This window comes from Haemophilus sp. HMSC068C11 (genome assembly GCF_001815355.1).
Classification (GTDB): Bacteria; Pseudomonadota; Gammaproteobacteria; order Enterobacterales; family Pasteurellaceae; genus Haemophilus_D.
Window position 1 is genome coordinate 133,716 of the sequence record NZ_KV820361.1, and the last position, 19,494, is coordinate 153,209.

Here is a 19,494-nt window from a genome sequence, read left to right on the forward strand (position 1 = left end):
TTTCCTTATTGTTGGCATTCAGATGGATTGGCACTGCAACTACAAACATCACCGTGCATATTATGATGATGATTATGATGGTGCGTATAAAAGCCCACATTTTGTGAGATTTGGTTGCCCCAAAGGCGTATAAATGTTGGATCATTCGATAAACTTTCGGGTGTGCCGGCACAGCGAATATGTTGATTGATGCACAACACTTCTTTACTGTCCGCCATCACGATATGCAAATCATGGGAAACCATTAAAACCGCACAATTTAAGGCTTGTTGAGTACGGTGAATCAGCTGATAAAGTTCAGCTTGACCATTAATATCGACCCCTTGAGTTGGTTCATCTAGCACCAGTAAATTGGGTTTGTTCAAAATCGCACGAGCTAATAACACGCGTTGCATTTCCCCACCTGAGAGTTTTTGCATATTATTTTTTCTCAAATGAGTGATAGAGAGTTGCTCAAGTGCGGTTGATATTTCTTGCGTTTTAACCCCTTTTTTGAGTGCCAGAAAACGCTCAACCGTCATTGGTAAGCTGTGATCGAGGTGAATTTTTTGTGGGACATAGCCAATTCTGACATTGGTGCTATAAATCACCTCACCGGATGTCGGCGGTTGTAATTTTAATAAGGTTTTCAAGAGGGTCGATTTCCCCCCACCATTTGGGCCTACAATGGTGATAATTGAATTAGGATAAATGCTGAAATTAATATCCCGTAATGCTGTCTTTTGTTCAAAGACCACATTGATATTTTTCAGTGTAATTAATGGTGTGGGTTGGGCTGGTTGAATGGCGCGAATTTGCATAATTCCCCCTTTAAAAATAGCTCAATAAAATAGCTCATTTCCTTATTTTTCTCAAGAAATTCCGACTATGCCTAATATTTAGGCATAAGATTTGACATTTTTAGGGTAAAATGAATTTTTCCCAGAGTTTGTAGTCTGAAGAGCGAAAAGCTTTTTATTCATTTTAAAGGTATCTATTTTGCAACACGTTAAATTAGCTAGAGATCGACGGAAAAGAAAATCCCGCCTAAAAGCAGCGATTTTTTTTGCCGCACTTTTGCTTATTTTAACGGGAATTTTCCTCGCCTTTAAAGATACCGCTGACTATGATCCTTCTCTGCAAAGTAATCTTGAGCCAGAGATGGTGGATAACGTTCAATATCAATCCCTTACACCTGAAAAAACAGAATCTGATAAGTCTCAACCTCAAGCAGGTGAACACCCTGAAGCGAAACAACATGCGAATACGGAAGATGCAACTTCTTACGATGATGATCTTCAAGCCAAAGATGATGAAGTGGATGAAATTAAACCGCAGTTTGATGAGCTAACTGATTTACCAAAAGATGCGCAAGATGCGCTCAGCGGTATTTTAGATGTAGCTGATCAGGCATTGCGTATTACCGATCAATTTAGTCATACCGTGGTGCGTGGTGATTCCTTAAAAGACGTGTTAGAGCTTTCAGGTTTAGAAGATGATACGGCGAAGAATTTAATTGCCGAATATCCTGAATTAAAAACCTTGCGTGCAGGTCAGCAGTTCTATTGGATTTTAGATAAAGAAGATCAACTGGAATATTTAAACTGGCTGGTGTCTGAAAAAGAAGAACGCATTTATGAACGCACGGAAGACGGTAAGTTTAAACGCCAAATTCTAGAGAAGAAAAGTATCTGGAAGAAAGAGGTGCTAAAAGGTACGATTAACGGATCTTTTGCATCAAGTTTGCGTGATTTAGGTCTGGATGGTCGTCAAATCAGCCAGTTAAGCTCTGCGTTACAGTGGCAGGTAAGCCTTCAAAAACTCAGTAAAGGCACCAAATTTGCGATTTTAGTATCACGTGAATATTTAGGTGATAAATTAACCGGTCAAGGTAACGTTGAAGCGATTCACATTATGACAGACGGTAAGAGCTATTATGGCATTCAAGCCGCTAATGGTCGTTACTACGATAAGCAAGGGGAAACCCTTGGTAAAGGCTTTGCACGTTATCCATTGCAACGTCAAGCGCGTATTTCGTCACCATTTAATCCAAATCGTCGACACCCAGTAACAGGACGTGTTCGTCCGCATAAAGGGGTGGACTTTGCTGTTTCACCGGGTACGCCAGTTATTGCGCCTGCAGAAGGTGTGGTAGAAAAAGTGGCTTATCAAGCAGGTGGTGCAGGACGTTATGTGGTGATACGCCATGGTCGTGAATATCAAACGGTGTATATGCATTTAAGTCGAGCTTTAGTAGGTGCAGGTCAAACTGTGAAGAAAGGGGAGCGCATTGCATTAACTGGTAATACAGGGATTTCAACCGGTCCACACTTGCACTACGAGTTTCATATTAATGAACGTGCGGTGAACCCGCTTACGGTGAAATTGCCGGGTACCAGCAGCGGAATGGCAACGGCAGAACGTAAGCAATTCTTAGTCCGAGCGAAAGAAGTTGAAAGAACATTAAAATTATAGCGAATAAAGTGCGGTCAAATTTGACCGCATTTTTTATACGACTAAAAATTAGCCGAAAACTGACCGCACTTCATCTTTTCTCTTTTCCTTCAATATGCTATTCTTTTTGCATTTTAGAATTATTCTCATTTTTATGATTAAGCGACGTTATCTGATTTTTCTTTTGATCGTGCTTTCCTTTGTTTCACTTTTTCTCGGGGTAAGTACTGTTAATCTGCAAGGGTTACTGAATTTTGAAGGTAATCAATGGCAGATATTTTTCATTAGTCGAGTGCCTCGTTTAATCAGTATCTTGATTGCGGGTGCATCCTTAAGTATTTGTGGCTTAGTGATGCAGCAACTCAGTCGAAACCGATTTGTTTCTCCCACCACTGCGGGCACCATGGATAGTGCAAGATTAGGGATTTTAATGGCGATGCTGTTTTTCCCAACGGCTTCAATGTTGTTAAAAACGACCATTGCGGTGATTGTGTCTTTCCTTGGCACATTGTTATTTATGACGATTCTGTCCCGTTTGAAATTCAAGGACACGATTTTTGTGCCTTTAGTGGGGATTATGTTCGGTAATATCATCAGTTCGATTACCGCCTTTATTGCTTACAAAGAAGATTTATTACAAAACTTATCCGGGTGGCTACAAGGGGACTTTTCTCTTGTGATGTCTGGTCGCTATGAATTGTTGTATTTCAGTATTCCTACACTCATTGTGGCTTATTTATTTGCGCATCGTTTTTCTATTGTCGGGATGGGGAAAGATTTTGCGGTTAATCTAGGTCTAAATTACAACCAGGTACTTTATCTCGGATTGCTCATTGTGGCAGTGGTCTCTTCGATTATTATCGTGTCTGTTGGCGTGATTCCTTTCTTAGGGTTAATAATCCCGAATATCGTCACACTTTATTTAGGGGATAACTTGAAGAAAGTGTTATCTCATACGGCCTTGCTAGGCGCTGTATTTGTTTTATTTTGCGATATTTTAGGTCGAAGTGTGATTTATCCTTATGAGATTTCCATTAATGCCGTGGTTGGTGTATTTGGCAGTGGGATCTTCTTATTTTTATTATTAAAGCGGTATAGAAATGGCTAAGAAATCTTCTTCTCAACTGATTGTATTGTCGTTGTTAGCCATTGTTTCTCTTGCACTTTATTTAGGCTACAACTTACCAAACCGTTGGCAATATGCCTTGGAAAATCGTGCCTTATCCTTAATTGCGATTGTGATTACAGGCGCGGCAATTGCACTTGCTACGATGATTTTCCAAACGGTCGTGAATAACCGAATTCTTACACCGAGTATTTTAGGGTTAGATTCGCTGTATTTACTGATTCAAACGGCGATCATTTTCCTTTTCGGTTCAAGCACATTGCTTTCTATGAATTCTATTGCATTGTTTGTCTTGTGTACGGGATTAATGATGGCGTTTTCATTAGTGCTTTATCACTTCCTGTTTAAGAAAGAAAACCAAAATATTTTCTTCTTGTTGCTTGTCGGGATTATTTTCGGCACCTTCTTTGGTAGCTTAACGACCTTTATGGAAGTGTTGATTGATCCAAATGAATTTCAGATCGCACAAGATATTGGCTTTGCAAGTTTCAACCGAATCAATACTCAAATCTTATGGGTCGCATTAGCCATTTTAGTAGCGACGATTGTTTTCAGTTTGAAATATTGGCATTGCTTTGATGTGTTGGCATTAGGGCGAGAAAATGCCATTAACTTAGGGATCGATTATCAAAAGACCTTAAAAGTCCTGTTAATTCTCGTGGCAATTTTAACGTCAGTGTCGACCGCACTTGTTGGCCCACTTACTTTCCTTGGGTTATTGGTAATGAACGTGACTTTTGAATTTATTCGTGATTATCGCCATAAGGTGCTTATTCCTGCTGCGATGTTAATTTCCATTATTACCTTGGTTTTTGGGCAATTATTGGTTACTCATATTTTTACCTTCCGCACGACATTAAGCATCATCGTTAATTTTGTCGGCGGGGTGTACTTTATTTATTTGTTATTAAGAGCAAACAAAAAATGGCAATAGAAATTCGCAATATTACTAAAAGTTACGGAAGCAAAAAGGTGGTGGATAATGTGTCCGTTACCATTCCTACGGGGAAAATTACGTCTTTTATCGGGCCGAATGGTGCGGGGAAGAGTACGGTGCTGTCTATTATGAGCCGTTTGTTGAATGCTGATAGTGGCAAGATCTATCTCAACGGTGAATTGCTCAATCGTAAGAAAAGTAGCGATATTGCGAAACAACTTGCGATTTTAAAGCAAACTAACAACATTAATTTGCGTCTAACTATTGAAGATTTAGTCGCTTTTGGGCGTTTTCCTTATTGCAAAGGAAACTTAACCCAAACTGACCGCACTTTTATTGATAATGCCATTGCCTATATGAATTTAGATGATATTCGTCACCAATATATCGATAGTTTAAGTGGTGGTCAGCGACAACGTGCTTATATTGCAATGACGCTTGCACAAGATACCGATTATATTTTGTTGGATGAACCATTAAATAATCTGGATATGAAGCATTCTGTGCAGATCATGCAAGTTTTGCGTAAATTAGCGACAGAACTCAACAAAACCGTGGTGATTGTGATTCATGATATTAATTTCGCCTCTTGTTATTCAGACTACATTGTTGCCATGAAAAATGGAAAATTAGTGCACCAAGGCGAGATTAACCACATTATGCAATCAACCGTATTACAAGATATTTATGATATGTCGATTCCGATTCAGGATATCGACGACCATAAAATTGCCGTTTATTTTAGATAAGTAAGGAAATCTTTATGAAAAAAACATTATCAACTTTAGCGCTTTCACTCTTCGCACTTTCTGGTGTTGTACAAGCTGCGGATATTACGGTGGAAAATTCCGTTGGAAAACAAGTCGTGCCACAAAATCCACAACGTGTGGTGGTTCTCGATTTTGGTGCAGCAGACACACTTCGTGCATTAGGTGTGCAAGATAAAATTGTGGGCTTCCCACAAAGCGGAAAACTCCCAACTTATCTTGCAGAATTTGCAGACAAAAAATATAAAAATGTCGGCGATTTGAAAGAACAATCATTGGAGCAAATTAATGAGCTTAATCCGGATTTGATCATTGTTTCTAAGCGTCAAGAAAAAATGATCGATAAATTTAAAGAAATTGCGCCAGTATTTAATGTTGAAAATGACTACAATAATTACTACACAAGTTTTCAACAAAATGTGACCGCACTTGGTCAGATTTTTGGTAAAGAAAGTGTCGCGAAAGAAAAACTTTCAGCATTGGAAAGCAAGGTTGACCAAGTCGCAAAAGATGCGAAAGACAAAACAGCTTTGTTGGTATTGGTTAATGAAAGTAAAATCAGTGCCTTTGGTGACGGTTCTCGCTATGGCATGGTGTATCAAAAATTTGGTTTTAAACCGATTGATAACAGCATCAAATCTTCTACGCATGGACAAAGCGTTGGTTTTGAATATATCTTAGAAAAAAATCCAGACTTTTTACTTGTAGTGGATCGTACAGCGGCCATTACAGAAAAAGCCAACAATGCGCAAAAAGTATTGGATAACGATATCATCAAACAAACCAAAGCGTATAAAGATGGACACATTGTGTATCTTGATGCAGCCAATTGGTATCTTGCGTTTGGTGGTTTAGAAAGCATGGAAATCATTGCGCAAGAACTTGATCGTGCAGTGAAAAAATAATACGAAAAATCATCTAAAAGGGCAGTCAAGTATTGCCCTTTTTATATGTAAATTAATCTTTACACATATCAATAAACTTCCTATCATATCGGCATAATTTAATAAAACAGAGCTTATTTTATGCTGACATTTAATCCACAAGATCCGTTCTCTTGCTTTGTCACTCAAAGCCTTTCCATGAAAAGTGCGGTCGAAAATGCACAACGTTTTGCGATGTTTGATGTGCCGCTTTTAATTCAGGGTGAAACGGGCACAGGTAAAGATCTATTAGCAAAAGCTTGCCATTTTGCGAGCTTGCGCCGTGAGAAAAAATTCATTGCAGTAAACTGTGCAGGCCTGCCGGATGAAGATGCGGAAAGCGAAATGTTTGGGCGTAAAGTGGGTGACAGTGAAACCATCGGTTTTTTTGAATATGCTAACGAAGGCACGGTGTTGTTAGATGGCATTGCCGAGCTTTCATTAAGTTTACAGGCAAAATTACTGCGTTTTTTAACGGATGGTTCTTTCCGTCGAGTGGGCGAAGAAAAAGAACATCATGCAAATGTTCGGGTGATTTGTACGTCACAAGAGCCAATGGAAAAGCTGTTAGAGCAAGGGAAATTGCGCAGTGATTTATTCCATCGCTTAAATGTCTTAGCACTAAATGTACCGCCATTGCGTGAGCGAGTTGAAGATATTCAGCCTTTAACGGACGGTTTTTTACAAGAAATTAGCACGCAGCTTAAGATTCCAATGCCGCAATATGATGCTGATTTTTTGAGTTATTTGAAAGGGCAGCCTTGGCAAGGTAATGTGCGAGAGCTTTACAATGTCTTGTATCGTGCCTGTTCCTTAGCGAAAAATAACCAGCTTGATATTGAAAGTTTAAATTTAAAACCTGTACAAAGTGCGGTCATTTCTGTGGATGATTTTGGAGAGCAAACCCTAGATGAGATCATGGGACAATATGAGGCGAGTGTACTCCGTGCTTTTTATGCTCAGTATCCAAGTACTCGAAAATTAGCACAACGATTAGGTGTATCACATACGGCGATTGCCAATAAATTAAAACAATACGGTATTAGTAAATAATTTCTGACAGTTTAGGGAATTGTTTACAAAGTTTGAGCCATTCGACTTTATCAATTTGTACATTGAGGATAAATTCACCTTCATCCGAAATTTGTTCGTGACGAATGCTATCTAATTGATAGAGCGCATGGCGAATTTTGCCCTCTTGCGGGAGCAGCGTGAGAGTGAAAGAAAGTATCTCATTTTTCAACCGCACTTTAATGGCTTCAAGTAGCAGCTCTAATCCTTCACCTGAATGCGCGGAAAGATAAACGGCAACGGGCTTATTCTCGTCATCATATTCAATATGGGGCGCCACATTTTCCAATAAATCGATTTTGTTATACACAAGCAAAGCTGGCACTTTATCAGCCTTAATCTCCTCCAATACTAAATTTACCGCTTCAATATTTTCGATCTTTCGAGCGTCAGCTGCATCAATGATATGTAATAACAAACTGGCTTCTACCGTTTCTTGCAAGGTAGATTTAAAAGCGGACACTAAATCATGGGGGAGTTGGCGAACAAAACCAACAGTATCCGCGAGAATGGCCGTACCAACATCTTGAATTTGTAAACGTCTTAATGTGGGATCGAGGGTGGCGAAAAGCTGATCCGCCGCATAGACATTGGCTTGCGTGATGAAATTGAATAATGTCGATTTTCCCGCATTGGTATAACCCACTAAAGAAATGGTCGGAATATCCGCTTTTTGTCGGGTTTGGCGATTTTGGTTGCGTTGTTTTTCGACTTTTGCCAAACGATTTTGCAACTGCGCAATACGAACCTTGATTAAACGGCGATCTGTTTCTAACTGCGTTTCGCCAGGGCCTCGTAATCCTACCGCGCCTTTTTGCTGATCTAAGCCTGTTTTTCGGCGAACTAATCGAGTGGATAAATGCTTAAGTTGAGCTAATTCAACTTGCAATTTCCCTTCGTGCGAGCGGGCTCGTTGGGCAAAGATATCTAAAATCACCCCAGTGCGATCCACTACGCGACATTGGCAGATGCTTTCTAAATTACGGGTTTGTGCAGGGGTTAATTGATGATTCACCAAAACAACATCAGCATCTAAGGCTTTCACTGCATCTGCAATTTCTTGTGCTTTTCCTTCACCGATAAAATATTTCGCTTGTGGCGTCGCTCGGCTCGTGGTGATGATTTGTAAAATCTCAACATTGGCAGATTCTGCTAAAAGTTGGAATTCTTGCAGATCTTCAATGTTTTTATTTTGAGAAAAGAAAACATGCACGACGACAGCTTTATCTTTTGTCGATTGGCTATTGTCGACTGTTTTAGATGACGAAAGTGCGGTTGAAATTTCAGGTGAATTTTCAACCGCACTTAAACTGATGAAATCGTTCATTGAACAGAATTATTCTGCTTGTGTTTCTACTTCCGCTACAGCATCAGAAGTTTGTGCTGCATGATGACCGCCATTATTATTGTGGTGAGAAACAGAACGTGCTGGAACTACAGTCGAAATTGCGTGTTTGTACACCATTTGATTAACCGTGTTTTTTAATAAAATCACGAATTGGTCGAATGATTCGATTTGACCCTGTAATTTAATCCCATTAACGAGATAAATCGAAACAGGAATACGTTCACGGCGTAACGCATTCAAATAAGGATCTTGTAATGATTGTCCTTTTGCCATTTTGCTATCCTTTGTTGTTATATGTTAATTAATGATAGAAACGAGTTGTCTCCGTCATCAAATATAACAATAAACATTTTTCTTGTCTATGGGTTTATCTCTTTGCTTTCACGCAGTTTTTTCAGAATTGTTTTCATTTTTTCGTCTAGTTGAGCATTGAGACGTAATGTTTCACCCGTTTTAGGATGCTCAAATCGAATAGAAAACGCATGTAAAAACAAGCGATTAAGCCCGAGATCTTGCATATATTTATCAAATTCTTTATCACCGTATTTATCATCCAGTGCAATCGGGTGTCCTGCATACTGGGTATGAACTCTGATCTGATGAGTTCTTCCTGTTACAGGTGACGCTTTTACTAAGGTCGCATTTTGATAGCGTTCTTCGATGGCAAATCGCGTTTCTGAAGGTTTGCCTTGTTCACTGACTTTAACGATGCGTTCACCACTGGCCAATTCATTTTTTAATAAAGGGGCTTGCACGACTTTTACATGAGATTGCCATTGGCCGCGTACGAGTGCGAGATAATCTTTTTGCACGGTTTTAACACGAAGTTGTTCGTGTAAGTTGCGTAAGGCAGAACGTTTTTTGGCGACTAATAAAATACCTGATGTATCTCTGTCTAAACGGTGGACCAATTCTAAAAAACGGGCTTCAGGACGTAATGCACGCAAGGCTTCAATCACACCAAAATTCAAGCCACTCCCGCCATGAACCGCTATGCCGGAAGGTTTGTTCAATACTAATAAACAGTCATCTTCAAAAATAATATGGCTTTCAAGGGAGGCGACTTTATTCAAGTTTTTAGAAATTGGGGCAGTATTTTTTTCAGAAACACGAACAGGTGGCACACGCACCACATCACCATTTTGTAATTTATATTCAGGTTTGATTCGCCCTTTGTTCACACGCACTTCGCCTTTACGCAGAATGCGGTAAATCAAACTTTTTGGTACACCTTTTAATTTTGCCAATAAATAATTATCAATGCGTTGTCCTGCTTCATCTTCAGAAATCGTGAGCATTTTGACGGATTGATTGATGATTTTTTCTTGTTTTTCAGTCATTGAATCTGTCCTTTAAAAATTGGGCTGAATCATATCACAATATCCCTGGTGAGAATAGCAAGAATGCCTTGCTAATTTAGCCTCGAATGTGGATAATAGAGCGTCTTTCTGCGCCTCAAATTTGGCATTTAGAAAGTGATTTTGTATGTTGGTCAAAACTCAATGCGGCAAATGGCATAAGACATTGATAATCAACATGTTTTTCTTGAAGATTGACGCTTCCTTGCAATGCGTAATTAACACATCGCATTGTTTTACGAAAATTGTCTTAGATAACAATTGAGTATGCTATCAATGCACCCAGCAACACACAGTCGTGAGATTGACTGTTCGCGAGAAACACGAGGTCGATGGCTAAGGTCAGTAAATCTGTAAAGTGCGGTTAATTTTCAAGGTATTTTAGATAATTCAAAACGAGAAATTGACAATGAAAAGAATGTTAATCAATGCGACTCAAAAAGAAGAGTTGCGCGTTGCGTTGGTCGATGGCCAGCGTTTATTCGACTTGGATATTGAAAGTCCGGGTCATGAACAGAAAAAAGCCAATATTTACAAAGGGAAAATCACTCGCGTAGAGCCGAGTTTAGAAGCAGCCTTTGTGGATTATGGTGCTGAGCGCCATGGCTTCCTTCCTTTAAAAGAAATTGCCCGCGAGTATTTCCCTGCTGATTATGTGTTCCAAGGTCGTCCAAATATCCGTGATATTTTGACCGAAGGCCAAGAAGTGATCGTTCAGGTGAACAAAGAAGAGCGCGGAAATAAAGGCGCGGCCTTAACCACTTTTGTTTCCCTTGCCGGTAGTTATTTGGTGATTATGCCAAACAATCCGCGTGCAGGTGGTATCTCTCGCCGTATTGAAGGCGATGAACGTATCGAATTAAAAGAAGCATTGAGTTCTTTAGATGTACCGGAAGGCGTTGGTCTTATCGTGCGTACAGCGGGTGTAGGTAAATCACCAGAAGAATTACAATGGGACTTAAAAGTACTTTTACATCATTGGGAAGCGATCAAACAAGCTTCACAAAGTCGTCCGGCGCCGTTCTTAATTCACCAAGAAAGTGATGTGATCGTTCGTGCGATCCGTGATTACTTGCGTCGTGATATCGGTGAGATCTTAATTGATAGCCCGAAAGTATTTGAAAAAGCGAAAGCACACATCAAACTTGTACGCCCAGATTTCATCAATCGTGTGAAACTGTATCAAGGCGAAGTGCCGTTATTTAGTCACTATCAAATTGAGTCACAAATTGAATCCGCCTTCCAACGTGAAGTGCGTTTACCTTCTGGTGGTTCGATTGTCATTGATGTGACAGAAGCGTTAACGGCGATCGATATTAACTCGGCGCGTTCAACTCGTGGTGGTGATATTGAAGAAACCGCATTAAATACCAACCTTGAAGCCGCAGATGAAATTGCTCGTCAATTACGTTTACGTGACCTAGGTGGCTTAGTGGTCATCGATTTCATCGATATGACACCTGTTCGTCACCAACGTGAAGTAGAAAACCGTATTCGTGATGCGGTACGTCAAGACCGTGCTCGAATTCAAATTAGCCGTATTTCTCGCTTCGGTTTGTTGGAAATGTCGCGTCAGCGTTTAAGCCCGTCATTAGGTGAATCTTCTCACCATGTTTGCCCACGCTGTCAAGGTACAGGTAAAGTGCGTGATAACGAAAGTTTATCACTTTCTATCTTACGTTTAATCGAAGAAGAAGCGTTAAAAGAAAATACCAAACAAGTACACACCATCGTGCCAGTACAAATTGCATCTTATTTACTTAACGAAAAACGTAAAGCCGTTCATAGCATCGAAAAACGCCATGATGTTGATATTATCGTGGTACCAAATGAAGCAATGGAAACGCCACATTTCAGCGTATTCCGTGTTCGTGAGGGCGAAGAGCTAAATGAATTAAGCTATAACTTAGCGAAATTCCATGATGCACAAGACGATACATTTGTACCAGAAGAGTCTCTAGTTTCTCGCAATATTGAAACTGCAGCAGTGACCTCTGAGCAAGTGATGGAAAGTGCAGCAGTATCTTTATCGATTCCAACAGCTGCACCAGCACCGGTTGAGCGTAAATCGGAAGAACCATCATTGTTTGCGAAAATTGTTGCCGCAATTAAAGGTTTATTTGCTTCTGAACCAAAAGAAGAAGAGAAAAATCAAAATAACCGCAACAATCGTAACAACAACCGTAATAATCGCCGCAATCAAGATCGTCGTAATAATCGTCGTTCTCGCAACAACGAAAACAACGATAATGCGAAAAATACAGATGAAGAAAACGATAATGCGAAAAATACAGATGAAGAAAATGCACGTCTAACTCGCGAGCGTGTAAATAATCGTCGCAATCGTCGTAACGCGAATGAAGAAGTGACATCTGAAAGTGCGGTTAATTTTGCTCATGTTTCTGATGATAATCGTCAAGAAGAAAAAACAGAGAAACCGGTAGCAGAGCGTCGTCAACGTCGTGATTTACGTAAACGTGTTCGTATTGAGGACAATGCAAATAACGTAAATGAGAATGTTATTGAAGCGGTTGAAGTACCAGTTGTTGAGACTGTTCAAAATGAAGTGGTTGAAAACAATGTTGCTGATAATGCTGAAGATAAACCACGTCAAGAACGTCAGCGTCGTACTCCACGTCATTTACGTACATCGAATAATCAACGCCGTCGTCGTAATGAAGTGAAGTCACCAATGCCATTATTTGCGGCAGTTGCTTCACCTGAATTAGCAAGCGGTAAAGTTTGTGTCGATTATTCTGTTGTGAATGCAGCGAAAGAAAGCAATTTCTTATCTGTGGATGAATTGCTTGAGCAAGAAAAAACGAAAAAAGGTGTGATCACCCCGGCAACTGGTATTGTCGTGGAAGAAAAATCAGTTGAAGCACAACCTGCGTTAGATTTCATTACTCAACCGGCAAATGAAGCGGTTCAACAGAAAGTGCAAGAGTCATTAGAACGCTTGCATCATAAACCAGAACCAGTTGCTCAAGTTGCAACGGCAGAAGTGGAACCACAAGAAAAAGCTGAGCTCGCTCGTTCTTATGTGTTCACAGGTCGTGCAGGTACCATTTCAGCAGTACAGCACACAAAAGCAGCGATGACATTAGCGAAAGCACCAGATGAAGAGTCTAAACCATTCCCAATTGTAGAATGGACAGAGTCTCGCTATTACTTTAACGGTAAAGGCGCGGCAGGTCATCATAGTGCAATTAGTCACATTTACTCTGAACCTACACAAGCAAAATCAGAGTAATATCTTAACCATAAAGACGGAACCAGTAGGTTCCGTTTTTATTTTGTGTATTTTTAAAACATAGTGATTTAAAAGTAGTCAGTCAGATAATTTTTTTATTTTCTTGCTTGACGGGGTGGGGGAAAAAACGTATTATTCACCTCGCTTAAATCACGGAGGAATGGTCGAGTGGTTGAAGGCACCGGTCTTGAAAACCGGCGAGGGTTTACGCCCTCCGTGAGTTCGAATCTCACTTCCTCCGCCATCAAATTCAAAAAATCCCTAAGTCGAAAGATTTAGGGATTTTTGCTTTTCAGTCTATTAAAAAATATCTTATTTTTTGACTGCACTTTCTTGGGCCTCTTTAAAGGCAAGGTATTCTTCTAAGGTCTCAATCGCTTCTAAACATTTTTGACGGCGAGTTAAATAAATCGCGGCTGTTTGCTTATGCATATCTTGCTGAATATCTGTTTGAGCCGTATTAGCTTGTGCTTTAGCTTCTTCGTATTTTTCCGTGAGTTGCTGCAAGGCTTCATAATACTTTTCTAGACGCTCTCTAGGAGGGAGACGATGAATGCTATGTTGTGATTTACTACTTGCAACTTGTGGCTCTGCTATTTTCGGTTGAATGGGCTTTTTATGCTTGCGATTCATGGCTTCAGTCAAGGCGGTACATTGCCCTAAAAGATGTTCTGCCATAAATACAATTTGCTCTTCATTTTGATGGGGGATATTAGATAGCTTAGTTAAGCTCTGCTGGATTTCTTTGAGATAAAAACCGACGGTTTCAAAATCTTCGGTAAATAAAGTGCGGTTAAATTTTGCGTTGATTTTTTTATCAGAGTCAGCTTGATAGGCTTGAGTTAGTTGCTGTACTTTTTGCTCGAGCGTATTGAGTAATGATTGAATAGACATAAAAAATCCCCGCATAATGTATGCAGGGATTATAACGATTAAAGGGTCATGGCTGCAATCCAACCGAACGCTAATAATGGGATATTGTAGTGAATAAAGGTTGGCACAACAGAATCCCAAATGTGGTCGTGTTTACCATCTATATTCAAACCGGATGTCGGCCCAAGTGTTGAGTCAGAAGCCGGTGAACCCGCATCCCCTAATGCCGCCGCTACACCTACGATAGCGACTGTCGCAAGTGGTGAGAAACCAAAAGAGAGACAAAGTGGTACATAAATTGAGGTGATAATTGGTACAGTTGAGAAAGAAGAACCAATACCCATGGTAATCAATAACCCAACGAGTAACATTAAGAATGCCGCAACGCCTTTACTTTGAATCGCACCCGTTGAAAGCGCATCAACTAACTCTTTCACACCGCTTGTGGTATTAATCACATTAGCGAAACCAGACGCTGCAATCATAACAAAGCCAATCATCGCCATTAAACGTAAGCCTTGTTGGAAAATATCATTACTTTCTTTGAGTTTGAAGATACCGAATACACCGAAAATGATTAAACCAACTAAACCACCAATAATTGTAGAGCTTGTGAAAAGCTGTGTGGCAAAAGTGGCGACAATAGCAACCGCACTTGCAGTAATTTGAATAGGTTTAATGTTCGCAATGTGTTGTTCAATTTCAGTTGTAGTTGGTTCAGTCGTTGTCACAACATACTCTCGCGGTTTGCGATAGGTAACAAACACCGCAGTGAGTAAACCAAGAATCATACCTGAAACAGGGATAAGCATAGCAAGAGAAACTTCACCTACACTAGTTTGTAAGCCGAGTGATGCACCAGCAAGATTGATATTTTTAACTAAAACACTTTCAATAAAGATTTTCCCGAAACCGACAGGTAAGATCATATAGGTTGCCGTTAAACCGAAGGTAATAATACAAGCGACTGCACGACGGTCGATTTTTAAACGGTTAAAAATAGAAAGTAACGGCGGCACAACAATCGGGATAAACGCAATGTGCACTGGGAGTAAGTTTTGGGATGAAATAGCGAATAAAAGTAAAATACTCAGTAGCGTATATTTAAACCAAGCTAAATTTTTTCCGGTTGGTGTTTTATTCATTCGGGTAATGATTTTGTAGGCAAGCAAATCAGTGATACCAGATTTTGAAATCGCAATGGCAAATGCGCCTAACATGGCGTAGTTCATCGCTACTTCAGCTCCACCACCTAAACCACCTGTAAAGGCTTCAATGGTTTTTCCTAAACCTAAGTCACCACACAAGCCTGCAGTCAGAGCGGAAATCACCAGTGCGATAACCACGTTTACGCGCAGCAAGCTTAACGCTAGTAGCACGACAATTGAAATAACAACGGGATTCGATAACATATTGTTGTTCCTTATTGATTAATTAAAAGAAAAAGGTCGCATAAAAGAAAATTGATTTAAGGTTAAATGTCGCATAGTAATAAACTCCTGTAAATTAATAATAAAACAAAACCCCTCGAAAGTTGCCTTCCGAGGGGTAAGATTTTTTTGATCTTTATCTTGTCAGCTCGGAAGAAATCTTCCAAGCACGCCAACAGCCTGAAAGATTATTCAGTTGAATGGCGATGATGGTGACGAAGGATAAAGTTCATTTGAAACTCTCTTATTTAGATAACTAAATTGAATTACTTTTTAAAATACGGTAAAGCGAAAACGATTGCAAGTTTTTTTCTAAAAAATTTTAAAAATTAAAGTGTGGTCTGATTTTCATCAGTTTTTTCCGTTGCATCGGGTTGAGCAATATGCGGGAAACCGCCAAGCTCTTTTAAGTGATTCACCATATAGCAAAATAATTCCGCAGTACGTTCGGTATCATATAGCGCTGAATGGGCTTGTTTGCCATCAAAAGGAATTTTTGCCGCTTGGCACGCTTTGACGAGTACTGTTTGCCCAAACATAAAACCGGCAAGCGTTGCCGTATCAAACATCCCAAAAGGGTGGAATGGATTGCGTTTTACACCCGTACGTTCAGCCGCAGCCATCACGAAGCTTTGGTCAAAAGCCGCATTATGTGCCACGATGATAGAACGCTGACATTCTGCATCTTTTTGTCCTCGACGCACCATTTGGAACAATCCCGTGATGGCATCTAATTCAGATACGGCACCACGCAATGGATTGTGAATATCAATCCCATTAAATTTGAGAGATTCGGGATTAATATTTGCCCCCTCAAATGGTTCAATATGAAAATGGCATTTTTGATCAGGTTGTAAATTGCCATTCTCATCCATTTTTAAGGTGATTGCTGCAAGCTCTAAAAGTGCATCTTTTTTTGCATCAAATCCCGCTGTTTCCACATCAATAATGACAGGGAAGTAGCCGCGAAAACGATTTTTTAATTGGTGGTGATAAGGAATTTCTTTAGAATTGGACATATTGTATCCTTTTAAATAAATAACGCAGGTAACCCTGCGTTATAAAAGAGCGAAAAAATCAACCGCACTTTTAATTAATTGCCTAGACCAGATTTTGAGCTTTTATTTTCGATAAATTCAATTTTATAGCCATCTGGATCTTCAACGAAGGCAATAACGGTTGTACCACCTTTAACTGGGCCTGGTTCGCGAGTCACTTTACCACCGCTTGCACGAACTGCTTCACAAATAGCATAAATATCATCAACACCGATAGCAATATGTCCATATGCTGTACCTTGTTCATATTTATCTACGCCCCAATTGTATGTTAATTCAATTTCTGCGGCACTTTCGCCATCTTCGTAACCTAAAAATGCAAGCGTATATTTATATTCTGGGTTTTCACTCGTACGCAATAAACGCATGCCTAAAACATCTTGATAAAATTTAATAGAGCGGTCTAAATCACCTACTCGAAGCATTGTGTGTAAAATTTGCATCTTGTTTTCCTCTTTTCTATTGGGTTAGTGGATGATTATAGCATAGAAATTTTTAAATAGACTTAGGACGTAATTTATCCCAGAAATTAGAGTCGTTTAAATAACGAAAATGAACTAATCATTTGGAGTGGTCAGAGCTCAGTTTCATATTCAGATTTGGTAATCTGTTTTTTGTTGTAGTGGCCTAGCTATTACAAGGATACGACAAGTTGTAAATTATTATAGGAGGACAAAGATGTTTTCATTCTTAAAAGCATCGCCTCCAGCACCAAGAATTGAAAGTTCTAGAACAGATGCCGAGTATAAAAAATTACGTTGGCAGGTGTTTGCTGGAGTATTTATCGGGTATGCGGCTTATTATCTTATCCGCAAAAACTTTTCTTTAGCCATTCCTTATCTTATTGATGAATATGGTTTTACTAAAGCTGATTTAGGTACAGTTGGGGTAGCGTTATCACTGGCTTACGGTTTTAGTAAGTTCATTATGGGGAATATTTCTGACCGAAGTAATCCTAAATATTTTATTACTATTGGTTTATTAGGTTCTGCATTAGTGAGCTTAATTTTCGGTTTAGTACCAGGCGTGCTTTCTTCTATTCCATTGATGATTGTGTTAGCTGCATTAAATGGCTGGTTCCAAGGAATGGGATACCCACCAGGTGCAAAAACAATGACCAATTGGTTCTCGGTTTCTGAACGTGGTGTGTGGTGGAGCTGGTGGAACGTATCACATAACTTAGGTGGTGGTTTAATCGGTCCATTAGCGATCCTCGGTTTATCGATTTTCGGCGTATGGCAATCTTTATTCTATTTACCGGCCTTAATAGCCATTGTATTGGCATTCATCATGTTCTATTTAATGCACGATACTCCAGAATCACAAGGGTTACCACCGGTAGATGAATGGAAAGGTGAAAAAATCGTAGAGAAAGTCGAATCGGCTCACACGCTTTCTTCTAAAGATATTTTTATGAAATACATCATTAATAATAAGTTCTTATGGGCGATTGCACTTGCGAACGTATTTGTGTATTTCATTCGTTACGGCATTATTGACTGGGCCCCAACGTATCTAAAAGAAGTGAAACATTTCTCTGTAGACAAACAAAGCTGGGCGTATTTCCTTTACGAATATGCAGGTATCTTTGGTATGCTTGCTAGCGGTTATTTAAGTGATAAAGTGTTCAAAGGCCACCGTGCACCGCCGATGTTATTATTCCTAACCGGTGTATTAATCGCGATTATTGTTTATTGGAAAAACCCGGAAGGTAATCCACTTGTAGATAATATTTGTCTTGTTGCTATCGGTTTCTTAATTTATGGTCCAGTAATGATGATCGGGCTTCAAGCGGCAGACCTTGTGCCACGTGTTGCAACAGGTACAGCGACAGGTCTAACCGGACTATTCGGTTACTTATTAGGTTCTGCGAGTGCAGGCTATGTAATGGGTAAATTGGTCGACTTATTTGGCTGGGATGGTGGTTTTTATGCCTTGATCGTTTCTTGCTTCTTAGGATTTGGCTTCATTGCTTTTACCTTACTCCATAAGCCGAATGCGGCATAATTAAGGTTAATTACATATAAAAAGTGCGGCCAAAAAACATGATGTTTTTGACCGCACTTTATTTTTGTTTATTTTACCGCAATCATTGAACCAAAATTAAAACATTGGAACCATAATTCGACGTGTGAAAATCCGATGTTTTTTAACCGCTCTTTGTGGATGTTAATCGAGTCAGTACGCATGACATTTTCAAGTGCGGTGCGTTTTTGGCTCACTTCAAGTTCACTGTAACCGTTAGCACGTTTGAATTGGTGGTGGAGATCAATAAGCAACTCATTCACTTTTTCGTCTTCAAAACGGAATTTTTCAGAGAGCACTAATACACCATTTGGGTTTAAACCTTGGTAGATTTTGGTGAGCAAAGCTACACGATCTTCTGGTGGTAAAAATTGCAATGTGAAGTTGAGCACTACCATTGAGGCGTTCTTAATTTCAATTTGACGAATATCATCGCAAAGAATTTCTACGGGCACATCACTATGATAAGCCGCAACGTGCTGACGGCAGCATTCCACCATTGGCAAAGAATTATCGACACCGATAATTTTCACATTAGGTTGTTTAATATTACGTCGCATAGAAAGAGCTGCCGCACCGCGAGAACAGCCTAAATCATAGACTTGACTGTCAGCCGTCACAAAACGTTCAGCCAACATACCAATCGCCGTGATAATGTTGGAGTAGCCAGGAATCGAGCGTTGAATCATATCGGGGAAAACTTCCGCCACGCTTTCATCAAAAGTAAAATCGCCCAGTTTTTCGATCGGGGCGGCAAAAATTGTATCTTTCATCATGATTGAATTCTGTTGTTGTATTGAGAGGGCATTTATTTAGATAAAATGCAAAAAACTGCGGTCATTTTAGTGAAAGTTTTTAAAGGATCAAATAAATTTCGCTTTTCAATTTAAAA

17 protein-coding genes, 1 tRNA gene and 1 other annotated feature are annotated in these 19,494 nt (G+C 39.7%); of the genes, 9 read left to right on the top strand and 9 right to left on the bottom strand.

The window, feature by feature from the left end; all coding sequences use genetic code 11:
* Positions 1-5 precede the first annotated feature (5 nt).
* Positions 6-800 (bottom strand): zinc ABC transporter ATP-binding protein ZnuC, encoded by a 795-nt coding sequence (znuC, locus tag HMPREF3020_RS04435; RefSeq protein WP_070775687.1) that lies wholly within the window; start codon positions 798-800, stop codon positions 6-8.
* Between the two features lie 178 nt (positions 801-978).
* Between znuC and mepM the strand changes: the two genes are divergently transcribed.
* The 6 genes from mepM (at position 979) to HMPREF3020_RS04465 (ending at position 7,239) form a co-directional block, all read left to right on the top strand.
* A complete protein-coding gene (gene mepM / locus HMPREF3020_RS04440) occupies positions 979-2,454 on the top strand; it encodes a murein DD-endopeptidase MepM (RefSeq protein WP_070775688.1) in 1,476 nt (491 codons plus the stop codon).
* 133 nt (positions 2,455-2,587) lie between these two features.
* Entirely contained in the window at positions 2,588-3,541 is a 954-nt protein-coding gene (locus HMPREF3020_RS04445) for an ABC transporter permease (RefSeq protein ID WP_005697091.1), read from the top strand.
* Complete coding sequence (locus HMPREF3020_RS04450) at positions 3,534-4,493, top strand: iron chelate uptake ABC transporter family permease subunit (protein ID WP_070775689.1); 960 nt, start codon at positions 3,534-3,536, stop codon at positions 4,491-4,493. Before HMPREF3020_RS04445 ends, HMPREF3020_RS04450 begins: the two co-directional genes overlap by 8 nt.
* Positions 4,484-5,245 (top strand): iron ABC transporter ATP-binding protein, encoded by a 762-nt coding sequence (locus tag HMPREF3020_RS04455; protein WP_070775690.1) that lies wholly within the window; start codon positions 4,484-4,486, stop codon positions 5,243-5,245. Before HMPREF3020_RS04450 ends, HMPREF3020_RS04455 begins: the two co-directional genes overlap by 10 nt.
* A 14-nt stretch (positions 5,246-5,259) precedes the next feature.
* On the top strand, positions 5,260-6,168 hold the full coding sequence (locus tag HMPREF3020_RS04460) for a siderophore ABC transporter substrate-binding protein (protein ID WP_070775691.1): 909 nt from the start codon (positions 5,260-5,262) through the stop codon (positions 6,166-6,168).
* Positions 6,169-6,288: 120 nt separating this feature from the next.
* Positions 6,289-7,239 carry a sigma 54-interacting transcriptional regulator gene (locus tag HMPREF3020_RS04465; protein ID WP_049364477.1) on the top strand — a complete coding sequence of 317 codons (951 nt, stop codon included), beginning with the start codon at positions 6,289-6,291 and terminating at the stop codon, positions 7,237-7,239.
* On the opposite strand, the gene hflX is transcribed toward HMPREF3020_RS04465, so the two are convergent.
* The 3 genes from hflX to rluC form a co-directional block, all read right to left on the bottom strand.
* Complete coding sequence (hflX, locus tag HMPREF3020_RS04470; protein ID WP_070775692.1) at positions 7,229-8,584, bottom strand: ribosome rescue GTPase HflX; 1,356 nt, start codon at positions 8,582-8,584, stop codon at positions 7,229-7,231. The two genes, HMPREF3020_RS04465 and hflX, sit on opposite strands and share 11 nt — an antisense overlap.
* A 9-nt stretch (positions 8,585-8,593) precedes the next feature.
* Entirely contained in the window at positions 8,594-8,878 is a 285-nt protein-coding gene (hfq, locus tag HMPREF3020_RS04475) for an RNA chaperone Hfq (RefSeq protein WP_005697164.1), read from the bottom strand.
* An 86-nt stretch (positions 8,879-8,964) separates the two neighbouring features.
* Positions 8,965-9,945 (bottom strand): 23S rRNA pseudouridine(955/2504/2580) synthase RluC, encoded by a 981-nt coding sequence (rluC, locus tag HMPREF3020_RS04480; RefSeq protein WP_070775693.1) that lies wholly within the window; start codon positions 9,943-9,945, stop codon positions 8,965-8,967.
* 427 nt (positions 9,946-10,372) lie between these two features.
* On the opposite strand from rluC, the gene rne reads away from it, so the two are divergent.
* Both rne and HMPREF3020_RS04490 read left to right on the top strand, forming a co-directional pair.
* A complete protein-coding gene (rne, locus tag HMPREF3020_RS04485) occupies positions 10,373-13,216 on the top strand; it encodes a ribonuclease E (RefSeq protein ID WP_070775694.1) in 2,844 nt (947 codons plus the stop codon).
* A 154-nt stretch (positions 13,217-13,370) separates the two neighbouring features.
* A tRNA-Ser gene (locus HMPREF3020_RS04490) sits at positions 13,371-13,460 on the top strand.
* 68 nt (positions 13,461-13,528) lie between these two features.
* Here HMPREF3020_RS04490 and priC read toward each other — a convergent pair.
* From priC to gloA, 4 genes are all read right to left on the bottom strand, one after another.
* On the bottom strand, positions 13,529-14,110 hold the full coding sequence (gene priC / locus HMPREF3020_RS04495) for a primosomal replication protein PriC (RefSeq protein ID WP_070775695.1): 582 nt from the start codon (positions 14,108-14,110) through the stop codon (positions 13,529-13,531).
* 38 nt (positions 14,111-14,148) lie between these two features.
* Positions 14,149-15,501, bottom strand: a complete 1,353-nt coding sequence (locus tag HMPREF3020_RS04500; protein ID WP_049381646.1) for a Na+/H+ antiporter family protein — start codon at positions 15,499-15,501, stop codon at positions 14,149-14,151.
* Positions 15,502-15,604: 103 nt separating this feature from the next.
* Positions 15,605-15,732 (bottom strand) — a sequence feature (His leader region).
* Positions 15,733-15,848: 116 nt separating this feature from the next.
* Entirely contained in the window at positions 15,849-16,538 is a 690-nt protein-coding gene (rnt, locus tag HMPREF3020_RS04505) for a ribonuclease T (RefSeq protein ID WP_049381647.1), read from the bottom strand.
* Between the two features lie 74 nt (positions 16,539-16,612).
* Positions 16,613-17,020, bottom strand: a complete 408-nt coding sequence (gene gloA, locus HMPREF3020_RS04510) for a lactoylglutathione lyase (protein WP_049356445.1) — start codon at positions 17,018-17,020, stop codon at positions 16,613-16,615.
* 235 nt (positions 17,021-17,255) lie between these two features.
* On the opposite strand from gloA, the gene pgtP reads away from it, so the two are divergent.
* Positions 17,256-18,584: a phosphoglycerate transporter protein PgtP gene (gene pgtP, locus HMPREF3020_RS04515; protein ID WP_049381648.1), complete on the top strand. Its 1,329-nt coding sequence runs from the start codon at positions 17,256-17,258 to the stop codon at positions 18,582-18,584.
* 68 nt (positions 18,585-18,652) lie between these two features.
* On the opposite strand, the gene cmoA is transcribed toward pgtP, so the two are convergent.
* Positions 18,653-19,378, bottom strand: a complete 726-nt coding sequence (cmoA, locus tag HMPREF3020_RS04520) for a carboxy-S-adenosyl-L-methionine synthase CmoA (RefSeq protein ID WP_070775696.1) — start codon at positions 19,376-19,378, stop codon at positions 18,653-18,655.
* Between the last annotated feature and the right edge of the window lie 116 nt (positions 19,379-19,494).